Origin of the sequence: Nostoc sp. (assembly GCF_036917975.1) — a bacterium.
Classification (GTDB): Bacteria; Cyanobacteriota; Cyanobacteriia; order Cyanobacteriales; family Nostocaceae; genus Nostoc.
Genome location: NZ_JBALEJ010000037.1, coordinates 1 through 11005 on the forward strand (window position 1 = coordinate 1; position 11005 = coordinate 11005).

Below are 11005 nucleotides of genomic sequence, written 5' to 3' on the forward strand. Positions count from 1 at the left end.
ACATTCATTCCGCGTTTGCGGAGGAACTCGCTGATTCTTTCAAGTATCTCTGTCGCATCATCTTCGGGTCGGAGTATAATAACCATGTCATCCGCATATCGGATTGATGGCTCGGCAATTCGTTCTGCCGATGTTTTGGGTGTAATCCTTTTACCATCTCTGTATTGAGAGTGGTATCTGTGTATACTCTCAATTCCGTTGAGTGCAATATTTGCTAGTAATGGGCTGACTACCCCTCCTACAATCTTGCAAAAACTTCTATAGAGTTCTCGGTCGCTATTCCTCGAAAACAACTGCGTCCAGGCTATGGTAAAGGTTTTGCAGGGGCACCAATAAATACTCATATAGTCTCCGATGATGGCATTACAGGGCTATCTATTGGAGGAAAGAAACCATGAGTAGTCAAAAGCCGAAAAAAAGTCGGATTCTCAAGGTGCAAGTTAGTTTTGAAGCCAGCCGGATATCGGATGAGTGCATGGCTTGTGCCTATGAACAAGTAATTCCTGAACTTCGCCTTTCAACACGAAAATCCAGTCAAAATCCCGGATTACAAAATGAGCTAATAAAAGAAAAGATAGAAGAAATCGATTATTTCAACTCCTTAAATTTTGATAGTGGGTGATTTTGTGACAGAATCAGGAAGGAGCTGAAACTAATGAAAAAAAAGAAGCGACCTGACAACTCTAGTTCACCTAGAGGCGGATATCGGGAGAATGCAGGTAGAAAATCAGGCTGGAACCACAAAGATACTTGTACAATCAGAATCCCGAAAGAATTTGCCTCTCAACTTGTAGAAATAGCTCGTCGCCTCGATAAGGGTGAGAAGATTGATAATGACACAGAATCTATTCCCCGAGAAAAGGATTTAGTTACAAAATCAAAACTAGTTAGTAGTTTAGGCGATCGCAAATTTGTCCACCAGTCAGGGTTGCAATTTGATATTGACACAAATTCTAAATCTTTGGTTGATGATACTGTCACAGAATCAACATCTAGTTCAGGAGAATCCTTATCCCAGCTACAGAAACAGCAAGATTTATCGGCTGAATTTGAAAATGATACAGAATCAAGATTGCCGAATTTCGATATTGTCACAGAATCAAGTTTTCTAGAGATTAATCAGACTACTCACGACTTTTTTCCTGATCTAGCCCTTGCACTCAAAAACGCAAAAACTATCCTGACAGCAAAAAAGTCAGCACGAGAATCAATTGCCCGATTACTGTCAAAACTCTACTCATCTCAGGTAAAAGCAGATGATCTTTAACTCTCGTTCAGTCGCTAGGGTAGAACACAAAAATTTACTTAATTTGAGGTCTAATTTATGACCACTAACCAAATACAGGCTGCTATCTACGCTCGGGTTTCTACAGAGCAGCAAACAGAAACTCAGACAGTCGCTAGTCAATTAGCTGCCCTTCGCTTGAGGGTAGCAGCAGATGGGTTAAAACTATGTGAAGAACTGACCTTTATCGATGCAGGGTATAGTGGAGCAACGCTGGTACGTCCGGCATTAGAACGTTTGAGGGACTTGGCTTTTGCTAATGGAGTAGATCGGCTTTACGTCCACTCTCCCGACCGATTAGCTCGCAAATATGCCTACCAAGTGCTATTAATTGACGAAATGTACCGTTGTGGCGTGGAAGTAATCTTCCTCAATCGAGAATTGGGACAATCGCCAGAAGATGATTTGCTGTTACAGGTACAGGGAATGGTAGCCGAGTACGAACGAGCCAAAATCATGGAACGCAGTCGGCGAGGTAAGCGACATGCAGCCAAATCTGGTTCAGTCAACGTCTTGTCTTGTGCCCCCTATGGTTATAAATATGTCAACAAAGCCGATGGTGGCGGTCAGGCTCACTTTGAATTGGTTGTCGAACAAGCTCAAGTAGTTCGACAAATATTTGACTGGGTAGGCAGAGAAAGGGTCACAATTGGGGAAGTATGCCGCCGACTAAATGCAGATGGACAACTGACCCAAACCGGAAAGGCAGTATGGGATAGATCCACAGTATGGGGAATGTTGAAAAACCCAGCGTATATTGGATTTGCTGCTTTTGGTAAAACCCAAGTTTGCTCCCGTCGGCAGAGATTAAAACCCATTCGGGGAGCTTCTCCACAACCGAGACGTGACTATTCAAGCAACTCAGTTGATGTCTCAGAATGGATTTCCGTACCAGTGCCAAAGATTGTGGATGAAAATCTGTTTGCTGCTGTACAAGAGCAATTGCAGGAAAATCAGCGTCGTTCTCGAATTGGTCAACGAGGTGCAAGATACTTGTTGCAAGGTTTAGTTACTTGCAAGCTCTGTGGCTATACTTACTACGGTAAAGCTATCAGTAATAAATCTGCCAAGAGCAAGCCGAGGGACTATGCTTATTATCGCTGTATTGGTACTGATGCTTATCGCTTTGGTGGGAATCGGGTATGTAGCAATACTCAAGTACGAACTGATACATTGGAGACGGCTGTTTGGCAAGAAGTATGTTCTTTGCTCAAAAATCCCCAACGTCTTTATATGGAATATCAACGCCGAGGGCAGGAACCGACTTCAGCTGTTCAGGAAAATATTAAGACAAAAGAATCTCAAATTGCCAAGCTACGCCGGGGTATTGCACGGCTGATTGATAGCTATGCTGAGGGTCTTATTGAAAAAAACGAATTTGAGCCAAGGATTCATAAAATCAAAGAACGAGTTGCAATTTTAGAAGCTCAGGTGAAAAATCTTAATGATGAGGCAACCCTAAACCGGGAACTAAGACTGATTATTGGTCGGTTGGAGGAGTTTTCCTCTAAAGTCATCAACAACCTTGACTCAATAGAATGGAATAGCCAACGAGAAATTATTCGCTTGTTAGTAAAGCGAGTTGAGGTGGATACTGAACAGGTAAATGTGGTTTTTCGGGTCGGGGATGTTTCTGATGTCCCAAAGTCTGAATCAGAAAGTTTGCAAGATTGTAGGAGGGGTAACTACTCCCCCTTGGGGTGTTCCTTGTTGGGGAAATCCTGGATTGACTCCTGCTTTGAGGCATCGGAAGATACCGAGTTTTAAGCCTTTGGGGGCGATGAGTTCGTCCATTATTGCTGAGTGATTAATCCTGTCGAAGCACTTTTCGATATCGAGTTCGATTACTCGTTTCTCTATTCCGTTGGCTTTGGAGCTAAGGTTTAAAAAGATGTACTTTTGTGCATCGTGGGCAGAGCGCCCAGTTCTAAACCCATAACTCCTGGCGTGGAAAGTGGCAACGCGCAAGCTGGTTCGAGTGCGTATTTTGCGAGGCATTGCCAGCACCTATCCGCGATGGTAGGTATCTTAAGCATTCTAGTAGTCCCGTCCTTTTTGGGGATGGGGATTTCCCGTAAGCCTTGATGTTTCCAATTTCCACTATTCATTTTCAGTAATTCTTCAAGGTTGAAGCGTTCTTCAAATGAGAGGGATTTTTTGCCATCAATACCAGCCGTCTTTTTACCAGCATTTAGCTGAGATACTTGTCTAATTGCAAGAAATCGAGCCGAGGTTGATTTTAGAATAAGCTTTTGGAGTGACCGAGCTTTCCGCTTGTCTCCAACAAGAACCGCTTTAAATACGCGCTTTTGAAGGCGGAAAAGGTTACGGCGGAATTTCTTCCACGGTAAGGCTCTCCAAGATTCACTAGTATGTTTACTGTGTCTAATCATTTTCTCTTCTGGAGTTTGTATTTTCTGAACACCTCAGACCAATTACGGTCTGTCCTACCCGACTTGTGAGAGTTCCGCTTCTCGTCTAGCCTACTTGGGGAACGAAAGCCCCAGGACTCACAACTCGTTTTTATTCGTTCCCTCGGAGAGATTGATTGTTCCGTTAGATGTAGCCACTTCGACTGCTGGATTCCCTAGACTCATGCCGTTACTATGGCGTTGTTCGGCGGGAATGAACTCCAGTGAGGTCAGGGAATTTTGCGTTGCGCCCTGCCTGCGGGTAAGTCGCTTTTCTAGGCTCTGTTTCACCGTAGGAACTCCCTATTAGCGCCAGTGTCAACCCGCAACGGTCGTCTGATTGCGCCCAGTTAAGAGCTTCACTCTACAAGAACCGAGCTTGTTCGGTGTGGGCAGGTAAGGAGTCAATTCTGAGTCTGAATGGCAGGGCTTTCACCTACATCTGACCGAGAGTTCAGCCTTTAGTGACAGTAATCTGCTGTCGGACTGGATTAGTTATTTACGGACTGATTACCGTGATTCACTAATCAACGAATCGCACCACCATCCCGGCTTCAATGCCGCCGCCACCACCGAATAGTACTACGGCGATCGCTGCATCATTTGGAAGAACTGGTTTTAATTTTGTGTCATCAAAATTTTTGCAGATATCTAATTTTGGCGATGTCTTTTTGGTTTTCGCTTTTTTGATAAAGGCGATGATATTCTCTCGTGTTGCCAAGAGTTGTTGCAGTGTCCGAATCATTGGGACAGCGCCAGGGGGAATTGAACCGATACTTCGCCCAATACACAATCCATCAACTCGTTCTTCCCAGTTAAAACCCCATCGCCACTGAGTCGGGTTGTTTGGGTCACGTTGGCCTATAACTCGTGGGTAAAAAACTATTGAGCCATCAAGTAGCTTTTTTTTTTCGAGATACGGATAGAGGCATCCTTGGCTATGCAGTTGTGAAGCTCTAAGGTCGTCCTCTAAGAATTTTTCGGGTATTGCAAATAACTCAGCTATTACTGATTTAATCATGCAGCCACCTCCATGACCAAATCATCGGGTACTTCAAAAATCCCCAACCGCCCAATGTAAGGAATCGGTGTAATCTCGCGTGGGTTCTCCAGCTTCCAGTGATATTGCCCAGGCATCCCCCAGCCAAAACAATTCGCAATTCGCAATTCGCAATTCGCAATTAATTTCATTGCTTGATTTTCTCTTTAACTTTTCGAGTAGATGCAACTAAGATTTTTCCAATTTGCGTTGATAAGTATTTTTAGGAGACTGTAATGAAGCAACAAAGCCGTCCTTGTATCACATAGGTCACGCTCCCGGAGGTGAGGCTCAAATGAACGAATTCGAGTTTGAAGATTGGTGTAGGCAACAGCAACTAGCAACCCACACCATTGATTTGATTGCACAAATAAGGAAATCCCCACCCTCACGTCGGGTACAAGGACGAACCAAGAACGTTTGTGGCGTGTACCCTAGTTCAAAAATGGGGGTCACAATTCAATTCGAGAGCCATACAGTGGAATTGTGGGCGATTTACTTGATGGAACACGACCCCAAAGTTTTAGAGTTCTACGACCAGCCCCCACCATTCAAAATCCAGTATAAAAATCAAGCAGGGCGTAATATCGGTCACTATCATACCCCTGACTTTTTTGTATTACGTCACGATGGTGCTTGCTGGGAAGAGTGGAAAACAGTTAAGGAACTAGAGAAATTAGCACAAAAATATCCTGGGCGTTATCAAAAAACAGCATCCGGTCATTGGCGTTGCCCACCAGGAGAAGCACACGCATCACAATTTGGTCTAAAATACTGCGTCCGTACTGATGCCGAATTGAATCCCGTCTTTACCCAGAACTTGATGTTTTTGTCAGATTACCTGGGATTTAAATCAAATTTGACAACAGATGTTACACACTCAGTTCTGGCTTACCTAGAAGCAAATCCAGGAATAACGATTGCGGCATTGCTACAAGAATTAAATGATGTATGTGCCAATGACATATACATCATGATTGCAACTGAGCTTCTGTACGTGGATTTGTCTGCTGTCCCCTTAGTTGAACATTGGCGGACGAGATTATGGGTAAGTCAACAAACTCATGACGCTTATACACAAGCATCTGTTGTATCTGTGACTACAAAGAACGCTCCCAATAGTCCCACAACACTGCTACCTAACACATTCCTAATGTGGGATTCGGCGCTATGGACTTTAGTTAACTATGGTGAGACAACAACCACGCTATTACCAGAGTCAGGCTTCCCAATACAGTTGCCCACAGCATTTTTTCTCCAGTTATTCGACAGTGGCACCATTAAAATTCACGACTCCGTTACAAAGGATGTAACAATAAATGAAACAGTACGTACTTTAATGGAGGCCGCTTCTCCTATTCACTTAAAAGAAGCGAACCGAAAATTTAATATAGTACAAGCATATTTCCAGCGCCATACAGATATCTATCAAGACATCAAAGAGCGTACTTTGCGTAGATGGGTACAACAGTTCCGTGAAGCAGAAGCAAGTTTAGGTTGCGGTTATGTCGGGTTATTACCACGCACACATCAGCAAGGGAATCGTCAACCAAAATCGCCGACAGATTCAAGTGAATTATTAGATAAATTTATTAAAGAGCATTTTGAAACACCAAGACAAGCAACAGGTGCTTCAGTATATCGGGCGTATGTCAGAGCCTGTACAGCATTAAATATACAACCCCTTAGTAACCGGACTTTCTACCAGCGTTTAAAAAAACGCCCAACCCATGAGCAGACATTAAAGCGTCAGGGAGCAAAAGCCGCATACGCAACAGAGCCTTTTGTCTGGGAACTAGCTTTAAATACACGCCCTCACGGAAACCGCCCCCTGGAGATAGTCCATATCGACCATACCGAACTTGATATTGAATTACGATCACTTACTACAGGTCGGCTACTGGGGCGACCTTGGCTAACATTACTGACTGATGCCTATTCCCGGCGAATATTAGCAGTTTATCTGACTTTCGATGCACCTTCTTACAGGTCTTGCATGATGGGGCTACGTATTTTAGTCCAGCGCCAAGGTCGTTTTCCCTCAACATTGGTTGTAGATGGTGGCAAAGAATTTCACAGTATATACTTTGACACCTTGCTGGCACGTTACCACTGCACCAAGAAAACAAGACCAGGTGGCAAACCCCGTTTTGGGTCGGTAATTGAACGATTATTTGGGACGACAAATACTGAGTTTATCTATAACCTACTAGGTAATACCCAAGCAAGTAAACAGCCCCGCCAACTCACCAAAACTGTTGACCCAAAACAGTTAGCTGTTTGGAATTTGGGAGATTTATATACTTACCTGACCCAGTGGGCTTACTCCATTTACGACTCAAATCATCACGACTCATTAGGTGCGTCTCCAGGCGTTGTTTATAACGAAGGGTTGTCAATTGCAGGAGAACGGTTGCACCGAAGTATTGCTTATAACGAAGAGTTCCTCATGGCAACACGTCCTTCCACCCCCAAAGGTCAAGCGAAAGTTCAGCCGGGATATGGGATTAAAGTCAATTATCTCTACTATTGGAGTGATGCTTTCCGCAATCCAAATGTAGAAAAAACATTAGTACCAGTACGCTACGACCCTTTTGATATGGGAGTTGCTTACGCCTATGTTGATGGGCGTTGGGTGAGATGTATCTCTCAGTATTACAGTACTTTCGTTGGACGCACTGAAAAAGAAGTGTTGTTAGCGGCACAAGAAATTAGGCAATTGAACAAACGTAGCGCCACGGCGACAAATTTGAACGCTAAACATTTAGCTGACTTCATTGCCAATGTCCAAGAACATGAAGCCTTGTTGTTGCAAAGATTGCGTGATTTGGAAAGTAAACGCTTACTAGACAATTTAACGTCTAGTAATTCTTCTGTTCCATCAGTAAACCAAGTTCAATCAACGTTTGCTGTATTGGCACAACAAAGTTCAGATGTTGCATCGCAGCACGTACCATCTCGAAACGTTGAACCGTTGGATCTAAGTTCACTGCCAATATTAGCGGAATACAAATAGATGGATTTAAACAGGAACAGGAGCGATGACATCAACTTACTTACTCAATTTAAGGAGTATGCAGTTTTACATCCACAGTTAGCACGGGTAGATATGCTGCTCATGCGTGCGATTCGAGAACCTGCTGGATTTGCTCATGTGTTGGTGTATGGGCCAAGCGGTGTGGGCAAGACGACGATGATACGGCAAATTGCCCGACGTTTAAATGCTCCTCACAGTGAGAATTCTGTATCAAATGACTCAAGCTACCGCAACGGTTATGTACCTCAATTACCTCTTTTACTGATAGAGACACGTCCACCTGACAGTGGGGTGTTTAATCGAACTGACTATTACCGGACTGCGCTGAAGCTTTTGAATGAGCCATTCTACGAGCGTCGTAGCATTGTAGACATTGATACGTCGGAGGCATGGGAGAAAAAAGGACGTGGACGTAGTAGCAAAGCTTCCCAGTTTAATGATTCTCCAGAACTGCGCCACGCATTAGAAGAAGCGATGACCAAACGTGGTGTACGTGCGGTTATCCTTGATGAAGCGCAACATTTAATGAAGATTGGGACTGGAAGTAATGCTGGCAAGCTTTTAGACCAGTTGGACTGGATTAAATCCATGACGAATATTACGGGTGTTTTACACATCCTGATTGGTACTTACGAACTGTTAAATTTTCGGAATTTAAGTGGTCAAGCATCCCGGCGCGGTCTAGATATCCACTTTCCGCGTTATTTGTACCAAAATGAACAAGACCGTTTGGATTTTCAGGCAGCGTTATTGGCACTCCTCAAGCAAGTACCTCTTGATACTAATATTCCTGAATTAATGCAGCATTGGCTTTACTTCTATGAGCATTCTATTGGCTGTCTTGGAGTCCTAAAAGACTGGCTCATCCGAACTGTGGCGGCGGCATTAGATGATGGGAACGAAGCTCTAACTTTAAAACAATTACACGAGCATACCCTAACGCTAGCGCAGTGCGAACGCATGGCAATAGAAGCAACTGAGGGCGAGCAAAAACTTAGCTATATGGAGAGCCGCCGCGAACACTTATGGCATTTGCTACAAATAGGGATGGTTTCAACCGATGTACCGACTAATGCAGTCCCTCCTGAAACTCCGTTGGTCGGTAGTGAAATCACTTCATCGAAAACAGAGTCACCACCTAAAACAAAGCGGACTCGGAAAAAGCCAAACGTACCTGCACCACAAGAATTCACGACCACAACAGCAAACGAGATCCCCGTAGAGCCAGCCCCAAAGAAAAAGCAGACTCGCAAGAAAACTACATCTACTCAAACGCTTGAAATTACTGAAACGCCACTTAGTAATTCTAGTACTGACCTTCAGGCGATAACCCAGGACACGCAACAGCAAACAGATAAGAGCCGTGAGAAAAAGTCAGGCACACGGGTTGGACAACGCAAACCCAAGCGAGACACTGTTGGGCATGAATCACAGTCAACGATATAAGAATGATAATCATACGGGTGGGGGGAAGAAGCTGCCGACGGCAGCTTCTTCCCATTCTATTTATTAATGAGACAGGGGTGAGCAAAGCTCACCCCTGTCTCCCCCCAACTATACGATTATCATTCTTACAACTCACAACTCAAGTATGAAGTATATCTTGTCCTAATGAGTTTTGAAGCATTTCGTGACCGTTTGGCAAAAATATCGTTCAAATCACAATGAGCAAAAGCGCAAGCTGAGAACATCGGAAGCTGGGTGCGGTGAAAGTCGCACGCCCAGATTTAACAGAGAGGTGCCCCGGATAATACCGGGCATCGACTCTACCCAAGCTGGTATTCGCCCAGTCATTGCAGTGGAATTTGACCCAAGTAAACCAGACTTGAGCAGGGCGATATCTTCGGCACACTTCGTGAACGCCAAAACCCATCACCGCAACTTTCATGAATATGGCTGCAAAGTCATCCAGCTAACAGTCCAAGAAGTAGCGCAGTTAGGATTCATAGGTTTTCCCCTGAGCCCCGATTACCTCCACGCCTCTCCGGTGTGTGCCAACGCAAGCCTTGCCCACACAGCCAAAGCGGGTAAGGGTGAGGAAACGGCTGATGATCTGAGTGCAGCGAACCGACAGGTCGGCGCTTCGCGATCGCAGTAGCTGAAGCCATCCAACAGTTGCAGCCACGGGTGTTCACTCTCGAAAATGTCCCACGCTATCAGAACAGTCAGAGTTTTGCCATCATCCTGTCAGCTTTGGAACTTGAGGGGTACTCGGTCAATTACAGCGTGGTCAACATGGCTGGCTTTGGGCTACCCCAGGCGCGGCGGCGGTTAGTTCTGGTTGCCACTAGGGGTTGTCGCGTTGCCTTACCTTCGGGAGCTACATCTTGTGGTTGGTACGAGGCGTTCACGAAGTGTGCCGAAGGTATCGCGCATCTAATCCCCACAATGCCTGATTCACATCTGCTACCTAAACAACGGCAAGCGGTAGAACAATTTCTGGCAACTAATGAACCAGCACCACTGCTAATACCTAGCGTGGCAAAACTAGCTAGAGCAAAAACTTAAACGTAGTAAATTCGTTATTATTGAAAATTTTGGTTTACCTATTTACGCTTATTTCAATCATGAAAAATCTACTCTAGCAAGTTTTACCACTCTAGGCTAATACAGAGAGTTGGGGGGCGCAACGGAATGAAGTATAAGCCTGGGCATTTACCTTGTAACACCATTCTGCGATCCCATTTCACAGATCACAAAGGCTGCAACCGTAGTAAGTTCGCTGATATCTGGTTGCCTGATGGTACAGTCAAGTCTTTGTCTATTAAGGGGGCTGCAATCTTGCAAGGGTTTCCCGGTTGGTATGAGTTGCCGAAAGAAACTGCTACGGCGGGGTCAATTATCGGCTATTCTGTGCCTCCCAGTTTTGCAATTCAACTATTCATGTCGGCACAAAGTATTTTGAAAGGAGCAAAAGTGTGACTAATCTTGTCCAAAACTTAGAACAGTGCTGGTACATTTCTCAACCTTGGGAAGGGAAAAGGGTAAGGGATTTAAACCCTTTACCCCTTCCCCCTTCCCCTTTACCCCGCCAAGTCACGAAAGCGAACTACTAGTGTCCGCAGTTGATTACAGCTACTTCGCTAAAAGTTTTCAATGACTACAGGCTCAACTGGTTGGGCAATTTCAAAATTGAAAATTCGTGAATAAAAGTAAAGTTCTGCTGACAAAGAACGCTTGATGTTTGCGGCTTTGCGGAAACCATGTTCTTCACCCTCAAAAGCAACATAAGC

The 11005-nt window shown here is 44.6% G+C and carries 12 protein-coding genes and 1 pseudogene; 8 read left to right on the top strand and 5 right to left on the bottom strand.

Annotated elements, in window-relative coordinates:
• The coding region (locus tag V7K76_RS16710) for a reverse transcriptase domain-containing protein (protein WP_335029882.1) at positions 1–344 on the bottom strand (344 nt) is incomplete at its 3' end.
• Between the two features lie 50 nt (positions 345–394).
• Here V7K76_RS16710 and V7K76_RS16715 point away from each other — a divergent pair.
• Genes V7K76_RS16715 through V7K76_RS16725 form a run of 3 tightly spaced genes read left to right on the top strand, consistent with a single transcriptional unit; the run spans position 395 to position 3052 of the window.
• Complete coding sequence (locus V7K76_RS16715) at positions 395–622, top strand: hypothetical protein (RefSeq protein WP_335029883.1); 228 nt, start codon at positions 395–397, stop codon at positions 620–622.
• 33 nt (positions 623–655) lie between these two features.
• Positions 656–1267: a hypothetical protein gene (locus V7K76_RS16720; RefSeq protein WP_335029884.1), complete on the top strand. Its 612-nt coding sequence runs from the start codon at positions 656–658 to the stop codon at positions 1265–1267.
• Positions 1268–1324: 57 nt separating this feature from the next.
• Positions 1325–3052, top strand: a complete 1728-nt coding sequence (locus V7K76_RS16725) for a recombinase family protein (RefSeq protein ID WP_335029885.1) — start codon at positions 1325–1327, stop codon at positions 3050–3052.
• On the opposite strand, the pseudogene V7K76_RS16730 reads toward V7K76_RS16725, so the two are convergent.
• The 4 genes and pseudogenes from V7K76_RS16730 to V7K76_RS16745 all read right to left on the bottom strand — a co-directional run.
• Positions 2963–3678 (bottom strand): annotated as a pseudogene (locus V7K76_RS16730) (reverse transcriptase N-terminal domain-containing protein); the annotation flags it as partial. The gene V7K76_RS16725 and the pseudogene V7K76_RS16730 sit on opposite strands and share 90 nt — an antisense overlap.
• A gap of 117 nt (positions 3679–3795) precedes the next feature.
• On the bottom strand, positions 3796–3987 hold the full coding sequence (locus V7K76_RS16735; protein ID WP_335029886.1) for a hypothetical protein: 192 nt from the start codon (positions 3985–3987) through the stop codon (positions 3796–3798).
• A gap of 232 nt (positions 3988–4219) precedes the next feature.
• Positions 4220–4717, bottom strand: coding sequence for a hypothetical protein (locus V7K76_RS16740; protein ID WP_335029887.1), 498 nt, complete (start codon positions 4715–4717; stop codon positions 4220–4222).
• Positions 4714–4887: a hypothetical protein gene (locus tag V7K76_RS16745; RefSeq protein ID WP_335029888.1), complete on the bottom strand. Its 174-nt coding sequence runs from the start codon at positions 4885–4887 to the stop codon at positions 4714–4716. Before V7K76_RS16745 ends, V7K76_RS16740 begins: the two co-directional genes overlap by 4 nt.
• A gap of 143 nt (positions 4888–5030) precedes the next feature.
• On the opposite strand from V7K76_RS16745, the gene V7K76_RS16750 reads away from it, so the two are divergent.
• From V7K76_RS16750 to V7K76_RS16770, 5 genes are all read left to right on the top strand, one after another.
• Positions 5031–7751: a TnsA endonuclease N-terminal domain-containing protein gene (locus V7K76_RS16750; protein ID WP_335029889.1), complete on the top strand. Its 2721-nt coding sequence runs from the start codon at positions 5031–5033 to the stop codon at positions 7749–7751.
• Positions 7752–9218: an ATP-binding protein gene (locus V7K76_RS16755; protein WP_335029890.1), complete on the top strand. Its 1467-nt coding sequence runs from the start codon at positions 7752–7754 to the stop codon at positions 9216–9218.
• Between the two features lie 184 nt (positions 9219–9402).
• Complete coding sequence (locus V7K76_RS16760; protein ID WP_335029891.1) at positions 9403–9870, top strand: hypothetical protein; 468 nt, start codon at positions 9403–9405, stop codon at positions 9868–9870.
• Positions 9871–9899: 29 nt separating this feature from the next.
• Positions 9900–10280, top strand: coding sequence for a DNA cytosine methyltransferase (locus tag V7K76_RS16765; RefSeq protein WP_335029893.1), 381 nt, complete (start codon positions 9900–9902; stop codon positions 10278–10280).
• A gap of 126 nt (positions 10281–10406) precedes the next feature.
• On the top strand, positions 10407–10694 hold the full coding sequence (locus tag V7K76_RS16770; RefSeq protein WP_335029894.1) for a hypothetical protein: 288 nt from the start codon (positions 10407–10409) through the stop codon (positions 10692–10694).
• Positions 10695–11005: the final 311 nt, after the last annotated feature.

Excerpts from the sequence above, each read along its gene's own strand:
- V7K76_RS16750 (WP_335029889.1), top strand. The coding sequence starts at position 5,031 with ATGAACGAATTCGAGTTTGAAGATTGGTGTAGGCAACAGCAACTAGCA.
- V7K76_RS16720 (WP_335029884.1), top strand. The coding sequence starts at position 656 with ATGAAAAAAAAGAAGCGACCTGACAACTCTAGTTCACCTAGAGGCGGA.
- V7K76_RS16740 (WP_335029887.1), bottom strand. The coding sequence starts at position 4,717 with ATGATTAAATCAGTAATAGCTGAGTTATTTGCAATACCCGAAAAATTC.
- V7K76_RS16755 (WP_335029890.1), top strand. The coding sequence starts at position 7,752 with ATGGATTTAAACAGGAACAGGAGCGATGACATCAACTTACTTACTCAA.
- V7K76_RS16725 (WP_335029885.1), top strand. The coding sequence starts at position 1,325 with ATGACCACTAACCAAATACAGGCTGCTATCTACGCTCGGGTTTCTACA.
- V7K76_RS16770 (WP_335029894.1), top strand. The coding sequence starts at position 10,407 with ATGAAGTATAAGCCTGGGCATTTACCTTGTAACACCATTCTGCGATCC.
- V7K76_RS16745 (WP_335029888.1), bottom strand. The coding sequence starts at position 4,887 with ATGAAATTAATTGCGAATTGCGAATTGCGAATTGCGAATTGTTTTGGC.
- V7K76_RS16715 (WP_335029883.1), top strand. The coding sequence starts at position 395 with ATGAGTAGTCAAAAGCCGAAAAAAAGTCGGATTCTCAAGGTGCAAGTT.